Annotated in this window: 18 protein-coding genes and 1 pseudogene; all 19 read right to left on the bottom strand. The window is 47.3% G+C overall.

All coding sequences use genetic code 11. The features are described 5' to 3' along the window. Nucleotides 1-40: 40 nt before the first annotated feature. Nucleotides 41-475, bottom strand: a complete 435-nt coding sequence (locus DNHGIG_RS18200; RefSeq protein WP_282200934.1) for a RusA family crossover junction endodeoxyribonuclease — start codon at nucleotides 473-475, stop codon at nucleotides 41-43. 395 nt (nucleotides 476-870) lie between these two features. Beyond that, nucleotides 871-1260 carry a hypothetical protein gene (locus tag DNHGIG_RS18195; protein WP_282200933.1) on the bottom strand — a complete coding sequence of 130 codons (390 nt, stop codon included), beginning with the start codon at nucleotides 1258-1260 and terminating at the stop codon, nucleotides 871-873. Between the two features lie 164 nt (nucleotides 1261-1424). After that, nucleotides 1425-2192, bottom strand: a complete 768-nt coding sequence (locus DNHGIG_RS18190) for an ATP-dependent DNA helicase (RefSeq protein ID WP_282200932.1) — start codon at nucleotides 2190-2192, stop codon at nucleotides 1425-1427. 19 nt (nucleotides 2193-2211) lie between these two features. Next, nucleotides 2212-2415 (bottom strand): hypothetical protein, encoded by a 204-nt coding sequence (locus DNHGIG_RS18185; RefSeq protein ID WP_282200931.1) that lies wholly within the window; start codon nucleotides 2413-2415, stop codon nucleotides 2212-2214. Between the two features lie 23 nt (nucleotides 2416-2438). Continuing rightward, nucleotides 2439-2801 carry a hypothetical protein gene (locus DNHGIG_RS18180; RefSeq protein ID WP_282200930.1) on the bottom strand — a complete coding sequence of 121 codons (363 nt, stop codon included), beginning with the start codon at nucleotides 2799-2801 and terminating at the stop codon, nucleotides 2439-2441. Continuing rightward, nucleotides 2786-3247: a hypothetical protein gene (locus DNHGIG_RS18175; protein WP_282200929.1), complete on the bottom strand. Its 462-nt coding sequence runs from the start codon at nucleotides 3245-3247 to the stop codon at nucleotides 2786-2788. Before DNHGIG_RS18175 ends, DNHGIG_RS18180 begins: the two co-directional genes overlap by 16 nt. Before the next feature lie 767 nt (nucleotides 3248-4014). After that, nucleotides 4015-5232, bottom strand: a complete 1218-nt coding sequence (locus tag DNHGIG_RS18170) for an ABC transporter permease (protein WP_282200928.1) — start codon at nucleotides 5230-5232, stop codon at nucleotides 4015-4017. Further along, nucleotides 5229-5951, bottom strand: coding sequence for an ABC transporter ATP-binding protein (locus DNHGIG_RS18165; RefSeq protein ID WP_282201470.1), 723 nt, complete (start codon nucleotides 5949-5951; stop codon nucleotides 5229-5231). The genes DNHGIG_RS18170 and DNHGIG_RS18165 overlap by 4 nt, the downstream gene beginning before the upstream one ends. 321 nt (nucleotides 5952-6272) lie before the next feature. Continuing rightward, nucleotides 6273-7364 (bottom strand): annotated as a pseudogene (locus tag DNHGIG_RS18160) (efflux RND transporter periplasmic adaptor subunit); the annotation flags it as partial. Nucleotides 7365-7836: 472 nt separating this feature from the next. Then, nucleotides 7837-9009 (bottom strand): CaiB/BaiF CoA transferase family protein, encoded by a 1173-nt coding sequence (locus DNHGIG_RS18155; RefSeq protein ID WP_282200927.1) that lies wholly within the window; start codon nucleotides 9007-9009, stop codon nucleotides 7837-7839. A gap of 72 nt (nucleotides 9010-9081) precedes the next feature. Then, the gene (locus tag DNHGIG_RS18150) at nucleotides 9082-9426 is read right to left on the bottom strand and encodes an alpha/beta hydrolase family protein (protein WP_282200926.1); all 345 of its coding nucleotides are present in this window, start codon (nucleotides 9424-9426) and stop codon (nucleotides 9082-9084) included. 375 nt (nucleotides 9427-9801) lie between these two features. Continuing rightward, entirely contained in the window at nucleotides 9802-11313 is a 1512-nt protein-coding gene (locus DNHGIG_RS18145) for an NCS1 family nucleobase:cation symporter-1 (RefSeq protein ID WP_282200925.1), read from the bottom strand. A 113-nt stretch (nucleotides 11314-11426) separates the two neighbouring features. Then, nucleotides 11427-12317 (bottom strand): nitrilase-related carbon-nitrogen hydrolase, encoded by an 891-nt coding sequence (locus tag DNHGIG_RS18140; RefSeq protein WP_282200924.1) that lies wholly within the window; start codon nucleotides 12315-12317, stop codon nucleotides 11427-11429. 41 nt (nucleotides 12318-12358) lie between these two features. After that, nucleotides 12359-13744, bottom strand: coding sequence for a dihydropyrimidinase (hydA, locus tag DNHGIG_RS18135; protein WP_282200923.1), 1386 nt, complete (start codon nucleotides 13742-13744; stop codon nucleotides 12359-12361). A 37-nt stretch (nucleotides 13745-13781) separates the two neighbouring features. Further along, on the bottom strand, nucleotides 13782-15068 hold the full coding sequence (gene preA / locus DNHGIG_RS18130) for an NAD-dependent dihydropyrimidine dehydrogenase subunit PreA (RefSeq protein WP_282200922.1): 1287 nt from the start codon (nucleotides 15066-15068) through the stop codon (nucleotides 13782-13784). Between the two features lie 58 nt (nucleotides 15069-15126). Then, nucleotides 15127-16491 (bottom strand): NAD(P)-dependent oxidoreductase, encoded by a 1365-nt coding sequence (locus tag DNHGIG_RS18125; protein ID WP_282200921.1) that lies wholly within the window; start codon nucleotides 16489-16491, stop codon nucleotides 15127-15129. A 397-nt stretch (nucleotides 16492-16888) separates the two neighbouring features. Continuing rightward, a complete protein-coding gene (locus DNHGIG_RS18120; RefSeq protein WP_282200920.1) occupies nucleotides 16889-18073 on the bottom strand; it encodes an acetyl-CoA C-acetyltransferase in 1185 nt (394 codons plus the stop codon). Nucleotides 18074-18309: 236 nt separating this feature from the next. Continuing rightward, nucleotides 18310-19047 carry a pseudouridine synthase gene (locus tag DNHGIG_RS18115; protein ID WP_282200919.1) on the bottom strand — a complete coding sequence of 246 codons (738 nt, stop codon included), beginning with the start codon at nucleotides 19045-19047 and terminating at the stop codon, nucleotides 18310-18312. A 9-nt stretch (nucleotides 19048-19056) separates the two neighbouring features. After that, nucleotides 19057-20442 (bottom strand): RsmB/NOP family class I SAM-dependent RNA methyltransferase, encoded by a 1386-nt coding sequence (locus DNHGIG_RS18110; protein WP_282200918.1) that lies wholly within the window; start codon nucleotides 20440-20442, stop codon nucleotides 19057-19059. Nucleotides 20443-20579: the final 137 nt, after the last annotated feature.

Below are 20579 nucleotides of genomic sequence, written 5' to 3'. Positions count from 1 at the left end.
AGGGGATATATTCGTCCAATAAAGATAGATGATCAAGTTATCAATCGCGACTTTGAACAGCAATCTTATAGAAAACCCCATCATCTTCAGGGTTGATCTCTTTCTTTGCCTGGATCGAAACGATTCTACTATCGTTTTCGATAAGTAGTGTACGAGTAGGATGAATATCAGCATATCTTGAAAAAGCTTCGTGAAACTTTTTAATATTGGAATGCGCTGCCTGTAAACCGTCACACACACCGGTTATAAAATTATCCAGATCACCAATACTTTCAAGATTTGATCTTGGGACATATAATGTTAATTCCAAGGTAATCAATGAGCGTAAACAGTCTCTGAGTCCCATTTCTTTCATTGCTTGAAAAGCCTGCTTACGAAGTAAAATGAGGCGAGGAACTTCTGTTGGATGATCCCACATCGACTTTTCACCATGTTTCTTTGGCGGAATGTCATGTACAATGAACTCAATCCTCAAACGTCACTCCTCCTTTATCAGTTGGCAATAACTCCCTCCACATACTTGTATGAAAGAATAAAGAGATATTCTTTTATTTTTAAATAATTCGTTATTTTGAATATAGCTTTTTCCTTTATTACTAGGTTAATAGCTGTTGACAATTAAAACAAGAACACCCTTCACTAAAGAGGATGTTCCCGTAAAGACGAATGATCGGAGCTCGGGAGATAAGGATTTTAGCGCGGTTTCATCTTTTTCAGCACATGCAGCAGCTGTTCAAGCGTTTGATCAGGAATCAAGGATTTCCCCTTCTCGACGTGCAGCTTGGTAATGGTCTTTTGCCTATTAAAATAAACATTTAACACCAATTCGCTGCCTTGAACAAGTCCGCTGATTTTAATCACATGCTGATGTTAGGTTACACTCATCATACGATACAATGCAACAGATTCGTTCAACATTGGTAAAACTGCTTCCACGACTGCTTGCTTGAAAGAAACCTGATCCTGCTGCGGAATCCCAATCATTGCAGGATGGGATACTGCCGCAAACGCATTCCCGTAGTTCACAATTGAATTGCCGTCATTCTTAAATGAAGCCAAGATCGTCAAAATAAGCTGATCATCAATGTTCCGAATACCATCCAGCAATTGGACTGACGTGATTTCCTTTTTGCTATTGTAATGCACCGCCACTCGTTGCTCTCCATAATGCGTTTGCACATATAATATGAATTGGTATTGATGAAAAGCCACATACTCAATGACTAGATTATACTGTTGAAGTTTATTCGCAATGCCCATATATAACTCCTGTACATCGACAGAATCGTGAGAGCCGCTTTCGTTGGTGTGGTTTTGAGGGGGATAAATCATATACAAATTCGACTTGGCCCGTGTAATGACGGTGTATACCCACCGGAAATATTCCTCGCAATGGATTGATTTCGAATATCGAAAATCGACGATTACATCCTTCCATTCCCCTCCTTGACTTTTATGACCGGTAATCGCATATCCAAATTTAACCTGCATTGCTCGTGAATCGCGTTCCGGATGTGCATGGACGTCTGAAGAATCCCGCTGTTTTGGGCTTGGCGGTATACATCGGTCAGTTCGTGTTCCTCACAGCGAAGTCCAAAGGATTGCGTCAAATACTCCTGCGAAAGCGCCGGGGACAGTTTGCTGTTGACAGGGGGAAGTTGGACGTGGTCACCGAGAAACAACACTTTTCGGTTGGTGCCTTTACAATCGACAAATCCGATAAAATCAGATAACAGCTTTCCGGATCCGAATTTCATCGATTCGGATTCACTATAGGTATCGGACACCATGGACGACTCATCCACAATGAATACCGTGTTGAGGGGATATTCATTCACTCTTTTCTTGAAATACAATTTGTAATTGCCGTCGCTATCGATATCCATCCTCGATTCCTTCGTGTCCAACTGATAGATCAGGCTATGAATCGTGAAAGCTGCACATTTGGTTTTCTTGCGCAAAACCTTTGCAGCTCGTCCGGTGGGCGCAACAAAACAATAGGGGCGGTCGATCGAATCCAAATATTGTCTCAATCCGCCGAGCATGAAGGTTTTACCTGTGCCCGCGTAACCTTTTAAAATAAATACATGATTGCTGTTTGATAAAAACTGCTCCAACTTCTTAACTACTGATGTTTGGCTGTCGGTAAGGGACGTTTTCAGAAAAAAATCGGCTAATGTAGTACCAACCATGTTTCCAACTTTCTTCCTTTTATATCATCGATATCTCGATCGCTTGTTTGGACATTTGCTGTTTCTTGTGATCGAAAGATTCTGTAATGTAAAAGCTTACACGCTGCTGTACCTTCAGTCGGCTCCGTGGTCCCTTGAAATCATGAGCGCGAAAAAAGATGCTTTCCTTCTCGTCGGATAAAATAAACCCGGATTTACCTTTACCAATCAGCTTTACGATCACGCCTGAACCCCTCGGCAAAGCGCCTAACTTATAATCCGACCAAAACTTCTCAAGCGTTCTCTTGTATCCAGCATCGATCCCCCAACCACCTGCTCCAACTGTCGGATCTTGTTGTTTAACCGTTCTTTCTCCGGCCAGCCATTCTCGGCACGGATATCCCGAACAAGAGAATAGTGTAGTAACGCTTCGAACAGCTGACCGTTCTCCTCCATCAATGCGCCGATATCCAGAATTAATTTGATCTTGTGCTTATACTCCCCGCTTCTAGACAGAAGGGCACAAGCGCCGTTCTCAAGTGCTTTCTCCTTATTCCCTAAAGTACGATAAAGTTTGAAAAGCTCATGATAGGCCGTCCAATGACCATTTTCTTTCACGATTTGTTCCAACTCTCCGATGCCGCCTTGTCCAACCAATACATCATTTGGTGATAAGAGGGGTTTGCTTTGCTTTTGATATATTTCAGTACAGTGAATACCGTACGTTCATAGGGGGAGTACATATCCTGCCTGGTATTTTCCGTAATAAAGGAAGCGACCTTCATCATGAGCTCTTCATCAATCTTAATTTCTTGAGAAGGCTTCACGTACAAGTCAAATAGATTCCAAGCGTATTGATTCGTATTCGGCTCGAATTGCGGAAACCGTCTATATAAGAATTTATTTATTTTGGCTGATTCTGAAAGTCTGCCAGTCTTGCGCAAGCATTTGCTATAATAATACAAATCCCATTTGTTAAACTGTTGACTATCATGCTGATACAGCGGCTCCAAAATCTTCAAGGCTTCTTCATAAAGTAGTTGTTTCGCTAGCCGCACACCATCCTGGACGCTCATCTCTTCTTTCATCTCCTAGAACGTCTTCATTCGGCATCTATGTATCCGTTTCTTTACAGAGGCGGATTAACATGCATGTCCCTTTTTTTAGTAGATTTTCGTATGCGTCAATTGCATTCTCATATGATCCATCTTGTTCAAAAGCTTCCGCTTCCTTCAACAATTGATCAGATGTCCTCTCCTTTCGCTATGAACAAGATTTCAGAAGTTGGGGACTAACATTAAATTGGATTATTTATCCTTATTTACTTACAAACTTCGACATTTATTAACATTTTTCCTTCAAGTGGATCGCCTAATTGGTTCCTTTTTATTTTTGGAAGAACCCCAAAATGGTATAGAGAGAAGTACGTTGAAAGGGGAGATATCAAGCACGAAGCATATGATATGTTCCATGCAAAATGGAGTCGCGTTTTGAAGAGGTGTATAAGAGGCAGAATATCCATCATTCCTCTTAGGCCGATTCCGACATGCAAGGGTTCAGGATGGCAAATCAAAGAGATGAATGAAGAATACCTGGCAATGCAGAGCCACGACATACAGTCGCGGCTCCGTAAATCATGAGTAGCGAAGTTTGAACTCAATGCCGGCATTTGTCCGTTTTACGCTGGGCCTCTGTCATTTAGCCTCTTCTGTAAGTACTCGGTGCAAGATCTTGCCGACGGTCGTTTTCGTTAGCGATTTGTGAAATTTGATCGCGTAGGGCGATTCAAATGTGGACAGATTCTGCCTGCAACTTTGGTGACCGGTTTCAGGCATTTTTATACTCACTCATAACGCAATGCGTCAATCGGTTTTAATTGCGCGGCTTTTCGCGCTGGATATACGCCGAAAACGACTCCGACAAACATGGAAGAGAGAAAAGCGTAAAGAATCGGCGTCAAGCTAATCGTTGTTGTAAAACTTGTGAACTTGTTGAGTAACAGCGCCACCCCAACACCAAGCAGAATCCCTATAGCGCCTCCCAATAAGCTGAGGGTAATCGACTCGATCAGGAACTGCTTAAGAATGTCACCGCGTGTAGCCCCGATCGCTTTGCGAATACCGATTTCACGGGTTCTTTCTGTCACGGAAACGAGCATGATATTCATGATACCGATTCCACCCACAACAAGTGAAATGGCAGCAATTCCCGACAAGAGTGTCGTCATCACGCTCGTAACTCCCTGCGCTGTACTGAGGATCTGCGATTGGGAGCTAATTTGGAAATCATCTGGGTCTCTCGGAGACAGATGGTGTTGTCCCCGCAGGGTCTGCTCGATGTCAAACTGCGCTTGGTCCATGACATCAGCGGATTTCGCCGAGACATAAATCGTTCTTACTTTCGTTTGGTCAAACAGTCGATTCATGGCGGTGGTAATGGGGATGATAATGCGGTCGTCATTATTGGTCATTCCTGAACTCCCTTGACTTGGCAAAATTCCGATCACCGTAAAAGGCACTTGGTTGATTTGAATGGTTTTGCCGATGGGATTTGCGTTGTCGCCACCGAATAAATTGCTGACTACTTGTGTGCCGATCACCGCAACGTTTGCTTGACCTTGTACCTCAAATCGATTAAAAAATCGGCCAAACGTTATCTTGGTGTTGCGGACATCAGGGAATGCTTCCGATGTTCCTACGATCGTGGTAGAGTAGTTTTGGTTTCGATAGACTACTTGGGCTTGTTTGCTAAGATCGGGAGCCACGCCTGCAATGGAGTCCTGCTTAGAGATCGCTTCCGCATCTTCGAGAGTCAATGTATTTAACGACCCTGCCCCAAGATTAATTCCGCCTTGTTTTGCTTGACCTGGTGACACAATCAATAAATTGCTGCCCAATCCGTTTATTTGTGAAGCAACGTTGGCAGAGGCGCCCTCTCCGATTGCGACCATCGCAATCACGGCCGAGACACCAATAATGATGCCGAGCATCGTTAAGAAGGAACGTAATTTATTCGTTCTTATACTTCGCAGCGAGACACGTACACACTCCAAAAAGCTCATACCCTTACATCCTCCAGTTTCGCTATTCTTCTTTGCGAAACCCGTTCTTCCGAAATGATTTGGCCATCTCGGAAACGAACGATGCGTTTAGCGTACTCTGCGATATCCGGCTCGTGCGTTACTAAAATCACCGTTTTCCCTTCGTCATTTAATCGTTGAAAAATACTCATGATTTCTACGCTGGTTTTTGTATCTAATGCACCCGTCGGTTCATCGGCCAAAAGGATCACGGGATTGTTCACGAGGGCACGGGCGATCGAGACCCGTTGCTGCTGTCCGCCTGAAAGTTCATTCGGTTTATTGTTCAATCGGTCTTCCAATCCTACACTTTCCAATGCACGAACCGCCAGTTGGCGCCGTTCTCTCGCCGGTATGCCCGCGTACAATAATGGAAGTTCCACGTTCTGTACGGCACTGGTTCGCGGAAGGAGATTAAAATTTTGAAAGACAAAACCGATTTTTCGATTACGGATCAAGGCGAGATCATCGTCAGAGGCTTGGGATATCGGATATCCATCCAGATAAAATTCTCCTGAAGTCGGTTTATCTAAGCACCCGATGACATTCATCATGGTCGACTTGCCTGAACCAGATGGTCCCATGATCGCAACAAAATCCCCTTCTTCAATAGACAAACTGACTCCGCGAAGCGCTTGGATTTCTTGATCTCCAATACGATACATCTTCTTAATGTTCTCAATTTGAATAACCGGTTTCATATTAACGACCCCTCTTCCGCCAAAGGAACCTCCTCCCGCGCCCATTCCTGGAATTCCTCCAAATCCATTCATCGATCTTCTATTTGTTGAAGACGAATTCGTATTATTATTGCTATTATTCATCGCTAAAACGACTTGCTCCCCTTCCTGCAAACCCGACGTGATTTCTACGCGATCCGAGCTGTAGAAACCTACGGTTACGGGTTTGAAATAATACGGAGCAGAACTTTGTGTCTTTCTTCCGTTTCCATTCGCTTCATTTCCTTGCTTGTTTTCAGGGGATTCATTTTTCATCGAATTCATTGATGAAGCATTGGCTGGAACATACACTCCGTCTTTTCCGTTTTGATCTCTCAAAGCTGCGGCGGGAATATAAAGAACATTTTTGTGAGTTCCGACGACAATCGTAACGTTCAAAGTCATTCCAGGTTTTAATAAACCTTCTTTGTTATCAACCGAGAGAAGAACTTTATACGTCGTGACACCTGATTCTGTGGTCGCTTCCGGGTAAATCATGATCACTTTTCCTTTAAACTGTTTACCGTCATAGGCATTGACAGTATACGTTGCATCCATACCCGCTTGAATTTTCCCGATATCGCTCTGACTGACTTGTGCTAACACTTGAAGATTTTGAGAATCAGAATTATCGAGTACGATGACCGGATTATTTGAAGGTATTTCACCGACATTGCCGTTGACTTGAACAACGGTTCCATCCATTGGTGCTTTTAATGTCAATTTCGATAGAGCGATTTTTTGTTGTTCCAACTGAGCTTGTGCTTGAGCGACGGCTGCCTGGGCTTCCTCGACGGCGCTAGGTTTTGGAGGGGCTTTCACTTGATTCAACTGAGCCACAGCCGCATCGTATGCAGCCTGGGCCTGTTTCACATTATTGTTGTAATCCGCTTGCGCCTGGTTATACTGCACCACTGCAGAATTATAATCGGCTTGTGCTTGATCTAAGGTTTGTTTCGCTTGATCCAGTTGATTTTTGGAAACTGCTCCCGCATCATAGAGCGATTTTTGGCTATTGTAGTTACTTTGCGCAGCATCAAGAGTGATTTTCGCTTTTTGTACCTGATCGGACGCCTTTTGAATATCGTAAGTGTTTTTTGCTGAATCCAATGCTGCTTTCGCTTTATTTACATTCGCTTGTTGAATCGCGATGTCTTCAGGAGTCGAACCTTGCTCTACTTCGGCCAAATGGGCTTGCGCTGAGGAAAGATTTGCTTGAGCGTTCATGACTTGAGATTTGGCTGTAGCGTCATCCAACGTAGCTAACACTTGTCCAGCCTTTACATGATCCCCTACTTTTACATTGAGCGATGAGATTTCGCTTCCTGAGCCCGAAAAATTTAACGAAACTTGTTTGGGTGCTTGAACGGTTCCGGATGCGGAAACCGTTTCCATCACATCTCCACGTTTAACAGTTGCGAGTTGCATGGCAGGAGATGCAGCTTTACTCGAAATGACTTTTTCATAAGTAAATATGCCTGTTCCACAAATCAATAACCCAGCTAAAGAGATCATCATGATCTTTTTCCGGTTTTTCTTCTTCAAAGAAAGAACCAGATCATTCGTAACAATTTCGGACATTTCCACTTACCTCCGATTTCATAAAACATTCGTATCATGCCGGATATTCGATGAATCATGGCGAGAACAGTTATTAAGTGCAAACCATACAGTTCAAGGCGCTATAAAGCTACTTCTTTTTACTCTAACTTTCTTTTTTTAGAATTGCCTTTGAGAACTTTGACATTTTTGTTACTTGCAGCGGAAATGTATCTATCTTATTATTGGACGAATCTTTTTGTTCGTCGAACAATTGTCTTTGTTCTCATACGAAATAGAGACTCTCTTTGGAGTCTCTTTTCACAATTCATATGATCCCTCGGCGTTCCCATTCTTCGATCTGTTCCAGGGAGACATCCAGCACTGATTGCAAAACTTCCCTGTTATCTTTACCAAGAATGGGAGGCGGTGTCATGTCGGTTGACCGTAGATCTTGTACAGAAAAGCCCCCTGCGGAAGTGGCTACCTGAGGTAATGAGCCCCACATATCACTATGTACTTCTGCTATAAGTCCTTTTTCAATGACATATGAATCATGGACCAATTCGCTTGTTTCGAGAACGGGTGTCATGCAACAATCGACCGATCGCGAAAATTCGGACCACTCTTCAAACGTTCGGCTTTTGAAGAGTGCCTTGACTTCCGCAAAGGTTCGATTGCTTTTCGAAGCGGCACTGAGATGTTCGGGAATCCAATCCTCCCTGTGGACGGCACGGCAGAAGTTTTCCCAAAATTTTTTCTCCAGTGCTGCCAAACTTATAAATTTGCCGTCTTTTGTTTCATAGATAAAATAGCAGATCAAGTTTCCGCCCAGTTCACTGAAACCGTGTTCTTTGCCGTTCACCTTTTGCAGCATCGCATGATTGGTCATCATCCCAATCAGGGTGTCGGTCAATGAAATGTCAAGATATGCCCCTTCGCCTGTTAATCCCTTTTTCACAAGGGCGGCCAAAATCGCCTCGGAAGCAGCAATTCCTCCGATCAAGTCGGCAAACTGGATACCGGGTTGAATAGGATTCCCTTCCCGGTCTCTCAGTTGGGAGAGTACCCCGCTAAGCGCCATATAATTCAAATCGTGTCCGGCCTGATCGCGCATAGGTCCAGTCTGACCGTAGCCAGTCAAAGAACAGTAGATCAGATTCGGACTTACTTGTTTTAAACGCTCATACCCGATTCCCAGCGCATCGGCAACTCCCGGTCGAAATCCTTCGATCACCACATCCGCCCGACTGGCTAGTTGAAAAGAGATCTCCTGGCCTTCCTTTTCTTTCAAGTTTATCGTAACACTTTTCTTGTTACGATTGTTTGCAAGATAGAGCAAGCCCGTTCCATTGAATCGGTCACCAAAGAGACGGGCCGGTTCACCTGTCATTGGAGGTTCCACTTTGATGACTTCTGCTCCCATATCGGCTAGACGTAAAGTGGCATAAGGACCGGGAAGATAACGTGTAAAGTCAACGATACGCACTCCTTTTAGCATGAGTGAAACGCCTCCATTGATTATGCTGTTACATCCACTCAGGATCTTTCTTGTCTGAAAAGGTTCATTCTGTTAACACGATTGATCAAGTCTCAAATGTTGAATGATCCATTGCATTCGATCTTGATAAGCGGCATCGCATTTGGTAAAAAGATGATCAGTACGGTACCAAGCAATTTTCTTTGGCGAACTTGCAGCCGCATAAAATGTATCCGCTTGATTTTTTGATACAAATTCGTCATCGTCAACAAATTGAAAGAACAAGGATGCCGGAGCGGCATTCTTGATGTAATGAACGGCATCCAATGGCATGAGTGCGGAAATGAAAGGATCAAACCGCTCTCTCGGTAAATAGCGACGAACCAAAGCCGCTAACGGATGTTCACTCGTTCTATGCCACTCTGAATGAAAACGCACTTTTCCTGGCATAGTGCTTTGTGAGAGTAAGCGACTTTGAAGGTCGTCTCGCACCAACTGATCATAATCTTTGCGAGACGACCTTCACAGAGCATAAGAGCGAAGCATATTCCCGCAAGACGCTCTTCACCGAAATGATTGTAAAGCATAGGTCCGCATACCACAGGTTTTATAAATTTTTTCAAATCAATTAATCATTTCATAATTTTAACACATATTTTCTTTTCTTTGAACATCTTCGAACCTTCTGACCTGATGTGAAAGGATGCGTGCTGGTCTCTTGAACCGTTTTGTAGAACGACATCGGGCAAAGCGTCAAAAATCGGGTAGGCGGGGTCTGGCAACAGCCCCCGCCTTTCACATGCGGTCGTATTATCACACCGGAACCTCGGCTTCTTCGAGCTCAAGAGGATGTCTGATTTCCGTAATCGCGGTGTACTCCATTTCCGTTAATCCACTGGAATCGTTTTTCATCATCCACCAGTACGCGAGGATGGCGACGAACAGCCCCACCGTCCACGCGTTATCCCAGAGGAACGACAATCCCGGAACGACCAGTCCGAGCAAGGAAGCTACCATACCGATCACCAGTGCGAAAACGCCGCTTTTGTTAAAACCACTGCTATAGGAGTATCGCCCATTCGGTTTATATAATTCGACCAAATGCATCCGGCGTCTGCGTACCAACCAATAGTCTGCAATGGCGATACCGTCGATCGGACCCAGCAGCGCGCCGTATGTGCCCAGCCAGCCGAAAATATAGTTGCCGAAATTCTCCAATATATACCACGGTTGCATCGCAATCGCGATCATCCCCGTAATGATCGCTCCAATCCCGAAGGTTATGCGTCGCGGCCACAAGTTTTCAATAGCCCTTGCGGGTGCGACCAGATTGGCTCCGACATTGATTGTTACAGAAGCTAGAACGATTCCGATCGCGCCGATCAAGACCACAACGGGAGGAAATTTTGTCAAGAGCTGTACCGGATCCCAAATTGCTTTACCGAAAATCACCACGGTGGCGGAAGTAACGGCCACACCGATGAACGAAAAAAGAGCCATGGTGGTCGGCATCGACAGCAGTTGGGCCCGCGCCTGCGATTTTTGAGAAGCCGCATACCTGCAGAAGTCCGGAATATTGAGAGCCAGTGTCGCCCAGAAGGAAATCACGCCGGTTAATGAGGGCCAGAATACTTTCATGAATTCACCGGTCGTCTGGAATTTTGAAGGGGATGACAACATCGGTCCCCATCCGCCGGCCGTGGTGAATGCCCAAATCAAGAGGGCGACGGCTAGCACGGCCAGAATCGGTGCGGAGAATGCGCCGAGTTTGCGAATCGCCTGCGGTCCGCGATAAGCAATATACATATTGAGTCCCCAGAAAAGCAGGAAAACGATTCCTGTATGCATCGGCACATGATCCCATCCCCGGTAGAACGCGGTGATTAACGCATCCAATGCCCCGCCTCCAAACCATGCGTTGATGCCGAACCACCCGGCCGCGACGATCGCGCGGGCCAATGCCGGTATATGGGCGCCTTTCGAACCGAACCAAAGTCTCGCAAAAACCGGGTATGGAATGCCAAACTTCGTTCCGGCGTGGGCGTTCAACAGAATCGGAATCATGATGATCAGATTTCCGAGAAAAATCGTTCCGATCGCCTGCCACCAGTTCATACCAAGACCGATCATGCCCGATGCAAGCGTATACGTTGGTATACATATACACATCCCAATCCAAAGGGCGGAGAAATTGTAGCCTGACCAATTGTGTTCCTGTTTGGTGGTCGGGCGCAAATCATCGTTCCATAACGGCGACCCTTCGACTTCCCGGATTCCTTGATCAGTTAAAGTGACGATTTCTTGCTCCTCGATTTGGGTTTTCATCAGAATCCCCACCTTTTTTGACGAGTAAGCTTTTGGAGAGGGGAGTGGGCCTATAACCTTTCCCCTGTTCCCCGCTCTCCCACTCCCCTGCTCTTTCTTTCACGGATCGTTGACTACGGAAGAAGGCGTACCATATCTTCGTATGTTTCAGGCCGACGATCCCTATAAAATTGCCACAAATCACGCACTTCGTGGATCAGGTTTTTATCCATCACGCCGATCACGACCTCATCGCGGTCTCGGCTTCCCATCGACACGAAACGTCCGCGTGGATCTACCAGGTACGATTGGCCGTAAAATTCCCCCATATTCCAGGGTGCCTCGACTCCCACCCGATTGATCGCCGCCACATAATATCCGTTTGCCACTGCGTGTGCCGGCTGCTCCAATTTCCACAAATATTCGCTGAGTCCAGCCACTGTGGCAGACGGATTGAACACGATCTCTGCCCCGTTGAGCCCTAAAAGCCGGGCTCCTTCCGGAAAATGACGGTCATAACAGATGTACACCCCGACTTTTGCAAACGCTGTGTCAAATACCGGATACCCAAGATTTCCCGGTTTAAAGTAATATTTCTCCCAAAAACCGCGCCCTTCGTTTCCAACTCCAACATGTGGAATATGTTGTTTCCTATATTTTCCGAGATAAGAGCCGTCGGCATCAATCACCGCCGCCGTGTTGTAGTAAATGCCGATTCCCGCTTTTTCATATACCGGTACGATGATCACGGTACCCAATTGCTTCGCCGTCTCCTGAAAAAGCCGTATGGTAGGTCCATCAGGAACTTCTTCCGCCGATTCATACCATTTGGTGTTCTGCTCGGCACAGAAATAGGGACCATAGAATATTTCCTGAAGACAGATGATCTGCGCTCCCCGATCAGCCGCTTCACGAACGAGACGCAGGTGCTTTTCAATTGCTTTCTCTTTGTGTACGGAAACAGGCTCATCGCCATGCACGTCATGGGAGGCCTGGATCAGGCCGACTTTCACTTGATTCGGCATCGCAATTCCTCCTCTAGATTCATTTGTACGGCTCTTTTCCGTCAGGGCCGGGAAAATCTCATGCGCTTGATAAATTGCCCGGCTCCTGGACGTCCCACAAATTGTTTGTCGCGAATCACATACTCGCCTCGCAAGAAAACGGAAATCACCTCTCCATGCACCTTCATTCCTTCAAACGGATTGTAGTCGACGTTCATGTGATGGGAGGCAGCCGACAACATTCGCGTAGCTTCTGGATCAAAGATCACAAGATCGGCGTCCGAACCGATAGCGATCGTCCCTTTGCGCGGGAACATACCGAACAATTTGGCTGCTTTCGTGGCGATCACATCGACGAACTGGTTGAGGCTGATCCGCCCTTTGTGAACGCCCTCCGAGTAGATCACACTGAACCGGTCTTCGATTATGGGCCCACCGTTTGGAATTTTGGTGAAATCGCCTTTTCCCAATTCTTTTTGTCCCTTGAAATTAAAGGAGCACTGGTCGGAACCAACCGTTTGCAGGATACCGCTTCGCAAGGCGTTCCATAACACCTCTTGGTGCCATTTTTCGCGTAGAGGAGGTGACCATACGTATTTCGCTCCTTCAAAGTCCGGTTTATCCAGATAGCTGACGTCCAAGGTGAGATATTGCGGGCACGTCTCGCCGTACACTTGCCACCCTTTCTCTCTTGCTTCGGCAATCTGTTGTACCGCTTGCGCACAGGAGACGTGGACCACATACAGTTGTGAATCGGCAAGAGCGGTAAGGGCCGCTGCCCGGCCGGTAGCTTCTCCTTCCGCTTCCGGAGGACGGGTGAGCGCATGGTAAATCGGTTCTGTCTGGCCTTTGGCCAACGCTCTTTTTGTCAAATAATCGATCACGTCGCCGTTTTCCGCATGAACCTGCACAAGCGCCCCCAATTCTTTGGCGCGGATGAGAGTCTTAAAAAGTGTTTCGTCATCCGCTTGCAAGACGTTTTTATAAGCCATAAATACTTTGAGCGAAACGATGCCTTCTTCGGCCACCACGTATTCTAATTCTTCAAGTACCTGATCGTTCGCTTCTGCGATCATGAGATGGAACCCGTAATCGATGGCCGCCTTTCCCCTTGCCTTCTCGTGCCATATGGCGATGGCTTCGCGCAACGATTGCCCTTTATTCGAGAGACAGAAGTCAATGATCGAAGTGGTGCCGCCAAACGCAGCCGCACGCGTTCCCGTTTCAAAATCATCTGCCGTTACCGTTCCGCCAAATGGCATATCGAGGTGTGTGTGCGGATCAATCCCGCCAGGAAATACATAGCAGCCGCCGACATCGATGATTTCCGCTCCGTTGGCATCGATATCTTTGCCGATGGCAACTATTTTTTCCCCCTCTATCAATAAATCCGCTTGATACGTATCGCTTGCGGTAACTACCGTTCCCCCGCGTATCAGTTTTCGCATGTCCGATCCCCCTCGTCATCGATCGTTCTGCTGTTCTTCAGCCCTCATTGCTGCAAGATCCATTCGCCGATAACGCTGCTTGCCGCTGATTCCAAGTCAGCGGAGGTTTGCCTATCGGGACTTCCACCATCTGGATCGTTCCATCCACAGGGCAAACGATTTGGCATAGATTGCAACCAACACAGTCTTCTTCCCGCACCACGACACGCAACTTGTCGGTCTGAGCGTCACGTATGATATCGATACATTGATGGGAAGCGTCCTCGCAGGCGATGTGGCATTTGTTGCAGTTGATACACTTTTCCTCGTTGATGCGTGCGACGATCTTGTAGTTGAGGTTGAGATTTCCCCAATCAGAATATGTGTTCACGGATTTACCGACGATGTCCATGACGGAAGTGATTCCTTTTTGGTCGAGGTAGTTATTCAATCCGTCGATCATGTCCTCGACGATGCGGAATCCGTGGTGCATCGCGGCCGTGCACACCTGCACACCCGATGCACCCATCAGTAAGAATTCAACCGCATCGCGCCATGTGGATATGCCGCCGATTCCGGAGATGGGGATTCCGACCAAAGGATCCCGGGCGCATTCGGCCACCATGTTGAGCGCGATCGGTTTTACGGCCGGACCGCAATATCCTCCGTGCGCTCCTCTCCCGTCCACATGCGGAATCGGCAACCATGTATCCAGATCGACGCCCATCAAACTATTGATCGTATTGATCAGGCTGATCGCATCCGCACCGCCTTCTCTTGCCGCTCTTGCCGTGAAACGGATGTCGGTAATGTTGGGGGTTAGCTTCACGATCACTGGGGTCTCGGCGACCTCTTTCACCCACTCTGTTTGTTGCCGCACGAGGTCGGGATGTTGGCCGACCGCCGACCCCATTCCTCGTTCCGCCATTCCATGCGGGCAGCCGAAGTTGAGTTCCAGTCCGTCGACACCAACCGATTCCACCGCTTTCACGATTTCATGCCACTTCTCCCGTTTTGGCTCTACCATCAGTGAGGCGATCAACGCGTGCCTGGGAAATCGTTTTTTCACCTCCGCCATTTCTTTCAAATTCACGTCTAATGGCCGATCGGTGATCAGTTCAATATTGTTGAATCCCACGACTCGCTGGCTTCCATAATGCAGAGCCGCAAAGCGGGATGTGACATTAATGATCGGTTCGTCGGTCAATGTCTTCCAAACCGCTCCTCCCCAACCGGCTTCAAACGCGCGCATCACCTGGTACCCCGAATTGGTCGGGGGAGCTGATGCTAACCAAAACGGATTCGGTGACTTGATACCTGCCAGTTCTATCCGGAGATCCGCCACCTGTTTTGCCCTCCTTTCATCACTCGATCGCATGGGTGAACCGTGCTCGTGTCTTCAGTTAATGGCTACGATGTTTCTCTTCCAATGCGTTATGGATGGCATAGGCCGCTCTTTTGCCTTGTTCCGCCGCCTCTACGACCATCGCATCGGTTTTTCCGACTTCAAAAATACAATCGCCCGCAGCAAATACATTCGCGCGCGATGTTCGGTAGGTTCCTTCTTCTACAACGGGAACTCCGTTTCGATGAACCAGACCAAACGCATCGATTAGCGACAACTGACGTTCTTGCCCGATCGCTTTAATGACATAATCCACTTCAACGATAAACTCGCTGTCCGGTATCGGAATCGGGCGTCTCCGTCCTTTCTCATCCGGTTCCCCAAGTTCCATCCGGATCAACTCAAGCCCGGTCACCTTGCCACCCGTGCCTAGAATCCGCTTCGGCGCAACCTTCCAACGGAATTCTACGCCGTCTTGTTTGGCAAATTCGTACTCGAAATCATAAGCAGTCATCTCTTTTTGCGTACGGCGATAGAAAATTTGAACCTTCTCCGCCCCCAGCCGCACAGAGCAGGTCGCCGCGTCGATCGCTGTATTGCCGGCTCCGATCACAGCCACTTTTTTTCCGGTTAGGTCGGTGGTCAGAGTTTTCGTTTTGGTATCCTCAATGAATGAAATCGCTTCCCATACGCCTTCCAAATCTTCCCCTTCGATCCCCAGGCGGGGAACAGGACCCATACCGACGGCAAGCAAAACGGAGTCATATCGATCGACCAACTCTTGTGCAGGAATATCGACTCCCACCTTCACGCCATAGCGGAAACAAACGCCAAGCGATTCGACCTGCTCGGCTTCCCACAGCGGGATCTCTTGCGGAAGCCGGAATGAAACGATGCCATACGTATTGAGACCGCCCGCTTTTTCTTTGGCTTCATATACAGTGACCTCATAACCGAGCCGCGCCAATTCGCGCGCAGCAGACAAACCGGCGGGTCCGGCTCCGACAATCGCCACCTTGCGTCCGTTTGGTTCACCCGACTGAAAAAGAACCGCTTGGTTCCGGATCGCCCAATCTGTGGCATGTCGTTGCAGCTGACCGATTCGGATCGGTCTTGATGCATCGTTGAGCACACAGGCCCCTTCACATAGTTCGGAAGTCGGACACACCCGCGCACAACTGGCGCCTACAGGATTTGACTCCATGATCGTCTTTGCGGAACCATACAGATTGCCAGTGGCGATTTTTTTGATAAAGGATGGAATGTCTATCCCCGTTGGACAAGCCTTGATACAGGGAGCATCATAACAAAACAAGCAGCGGTTCGCCTCGTCGATCGCTTCTTTCGGTTTCAACGGTGGAACTACTTCTTGAAAATTGGCGTAGAGATCCTTCTCGGGGATGAACGCTTGTTCCCTTGCCATTTCGGTACCCCCTTATGAAAAAGTGACAGGATCCAAATTTGAAAAAGTTGTGGTCTTGAAGTGATTAAGTGATGTCTATCGATGTGAGGAATTCGTGCAAGTTGGGGAAATATAATTTGTAACCTTCTGAAAAATGAAAGTAAAACAGGTAGTCTTTGAATCCCACGACCTCCTTTGTCCTCAATCTTCGTTCGGTTTATTTTATCTATGCAATTTTAAAAAGATTCTTAGACTTATTGTCATTTTTTTTGGAGCAATCTTCTTACATTTTGTCAAAAGAATGCATGGATCAGGTGAGAGAAGATGGTCGATAGACTTCGTTTTCTGCTATTGGTTATAGCAAGAAAAAAATCGGGAACTTACGAACGGTGTCGGTAAGTTCCCGATTTTCACGTTTTTATACTGCTTCGAGGATCATAGAAATACCTTGACCTCCGCCGATGCATAAGGCTGCCAGTCCATACTTCTTGCCTCGATTTTTCAACTCCAATGCCAAAGAATAAGCGATTCTTGCACCGCTGGCCCCGACCGGGTGCCCCAAAGCGATGGCGCCTCCATTGACATTCACTTTCTCCCGGTTTAAGCCGAGGATTTTTTCGACCGCAAGGTATTGGGCTGCAAACGCTTCATTGATTTCAAACAAGTCGATATCCTCCAGGTTGAGGTTCGCTCTTTTTAGGGCCAATTGGCTTGCGGGTACAGGACCGATTCCCATCAAACTGGGTTCCACTCCTGCTATTCCCCATGAGACGATGCGTGCCAAAGGAGTCACTTGGGGATTTCGCTTGACATAGGATTCATCAGCGAGTACGACAGCGGCGGCGCCATCATTAATTCCGCTGGCATTCCCCGCTGTAACCGTCCCATTCGGTTTGAAGGCGGGTTTTAGCCGGCTTAAACTTTCGAGTGTTGTATCCCCTTTTATAAATTCATCTTCGGAAATCACTTGTGGGTTTCCTTTTTTATCAGTGATGGTGACGGGGTGTATCTCCTGTTCAAATCTTCTTTCACGTTGTGCTTTCGCTGCTTTTTTTTGCGATTGAAGAGCGAATTCATCTTGGGCTTGACGGGTAATTTCATACTTTTCGGAAAGATTTTCGGCTGTGATTCCCATTCCGCACCCCGCATACTCATCGGTTAGCGTACACCAAAGCATATCATCGATTTCGGGTGCCCGAAGCCCTGTTCCGAAACGGGTATTTCTGAGTACATGAGGCGATTGGCTCATATTCTCCGCTCCAACAGCCAATGCGACTTGCGCCTCCCCCAAGATTATCGATTGGGCGGCGGAAACGATGGCTTGCAAACCCGAACCGCATAGACGATTGACAGATAACGCAGGACTTTGAACAGGTACGTTCGCATGTAAAGCGATATGTCTGGCAAGATACGAAGCGTTTTTGGATGTATGGATCACATTACCTACAAAAACCGCGTCGATATCTTGCGGGAGGATGTTGCTTCTTTCCATTGCGCCCTTACTTGCAATGACCCCCAATTCCATCGCTGAAACATCTTTTAAAGCCCCTCCGAAGTTGCCAAATGGCGTTCTTGATCCACCGAAAAGATACACGGAAGTCATATTTCTCACTCCTTCTGAGTGGTTTTTCTTTTCGCCCCATTTCAACCGACCGATTGGTTTTCTGACTATTATGATAATACTTCTCCTGTGTTCTTTCAACCAATCCTTTTAAAAAAATTCCACACGAATCCCTCCTGGTTCGTGATGGTTTCGTGTCTCATCTACCGTCAATGAAAGTTTGCACAGGAAAGAGTGTCCTGAATTTCGGACACTCTTTCATCAATAATTTCAAGATCTTAGGTTCCCGTTTGTTCCCGCAGCGAAGCCACTTCTTCATCCGTCAACTCGCGATATTCTCCGGGTTCCAACGTTTCGTCCAATGTCAAGGGGCCCATGGACAGCCGTTTTAAGTAGATCACTTTTTTCCCTACTGCTTCAAACATACGCTTCACCTGATGAAATTTACCTTCATAGATGGTTAATTCAATCTCAGATTCCGGGCCGGAACGAAGAATCTTTAATTCGCCAGGCATCGTCCGGTATCCGTCATCAAGCACAACCCCTTCTCGAAACGCTGCAGTGTCCGCTTCAGTCACCGTCCCTCGGATCACAGCGTAGTAGGTCTTGGGGACATGTTTCCTGGGGGACAACAGTTGATGAGCCAATTTCCCGTCATTGGTGAGCAAAAGCAGTCCTTCCGTATCTTTGTCGAGGCGTCCGACGGGAAACGGTTGAAATGCGGTATACGCCGGATCGAGAAGTTCCACGACCGTTTTCGCATGAAAATCTTCGGTGGCGGACAGTACGCCTTGCGGTTTATTCAACATCAGATAGATATATTCGCGGTATGTGACGATTTCTTCATCCACTTCGATTCGGTCATGACTGGGCCATACATGCAATCCGGGGTCTTTCGCTATTTGCCCGTTCACTTTTATCCGTCGTTCTTTGACGAGTTTTTTGATTTCTTTCCTCGTGCCGTAACCCATATGCGCTAATACTTTGTCCAAACGTTGCCGTTCTTTTTCAGCCACGTGCTCACCTCATCTCTCATCCCGATCTTCCCAACGCCAACCGGGGGGAAACTCATTTTTTAACCAATGGCCCGCCCCTTTGGCCCACCCAAGCGGGTAGCCTTCCAATGAAACCAGATGCCAGCCTTTGGGCCACACTTTCCCTTCCTGCTGGATGGTTTCCCCGCGAAGGTAACGAATCGCCAGATACCTTTCTTCCTCAGTTTTTGTGGAGAGTTCAAATCGCTGCTTGGCTGCTTGAACCGCTTCCAAAGGAAGACCCAGCGCAAAAGCGGGACTGGGACGAAACCGCCCCTTTTCCACCATCCCGAGCAACCAGCCGGATCGCAAGACTTTCAATCCTCGCAAAACGGGCAGATCTTCCCATTCCCAGAGGATATGCCCTGCACGTTCCACGATGTAACCGCCAGAGGGTAGCCATTCCTGCCACCGTTTTGCATCCTGCCAAACCTGCTCCGAAAATTGGGCGATCGCTTCATGGGCCGAATTCGAAAGCGACAATGAATGTCTCGCGGGTTGTCTTCGACGTTTCTCGCTTGCAAATGAATGAGTCCCGGAGATACGTTTCATTTTGGCCGCGAAGTGTCCCTCACCCCGTACCTCATGAGGCCACAACCGCCGCATGTCTAGCAATTCGAAATCGGGATTCGCCGACAAGAACCCCTCCACTTGCCGTTCATTCTCTTCTTCGGAGAAGGTGCAAGTCGAGTATACGACTTCTCCGTCTGCACGCAAAAGTTTCGGAACGGTCGATAAAATCTCTGCCTGCCAAGAGGCATATTTTGCGACGGATTCTTCACTCCACTCTTTAGCCATTTCTGGCTCTTTGCGAAACATCCCTTCCCCCGAGCAGGGAGCATCGACTAAAATTTTATCAAAATAACCCGAAAAAGCCTGAAGCAAGCGTTCAGGTGTTTCATTCAACACAACTGCGTTGACGACACCGTAGCGCTCCATGTTTTTCAATAATACTTTGGCCCGTTGCGGGTGCGGGTCATTCACCACTAACAGTCCTTCCCTCCCCAGTTGGGCGGCCAACTGAACCGATTTTCCACCGGGCGCCGCACATAAATCCAAGACATGTTGTCTTCGCTCTGCTTGCAACAAATCTGCGGGCAGCATGGCGCTCGGCTCCTGTATGTAATACAGCCCGGCGTAATAATATGGATGTTTAGCCGGTCTCGTATCTCCTTCGTTGAAATAAAAACCATCCTTGCACCATGGAACCGGTTCACGTAAGAATGGTACAAGTGTATGTAAGGCTTCAGGAGTAATTTTTAATCGATTGGCGCGAAGCCCTGACGCCCGGGGTTGTTCGTAGCTTTGTAAAAAAAGCGGAAAATCCTCGCCCAATTGCTGTTCCCTTTTTGTCAGAAAAGCTGAAGGTAATCGCATTCTTTCACTTCCTTTTCCCTTGAGCAACCTCTACTTAATTTACACAACGAAGTTCTTCTTCATCAATCCCGAAAATCATATTGTTTCGCTTGAAAGATTAGTTGTAGAATTAAATGGAAATCTATCGTGTGAGGAGG

The organism is Collibacillus ludicampi (genome assembly GCF_023705585.1).
Taxonomy (GTDB): Bacteria; Bacillota; Bacilli; order Tumebacillales; family BOQE01; genus Collibacillus; species Collibacillus ludicampi.
This window is presented reverse-complemented; position numbering and strand designations above follow the sequence as displayed.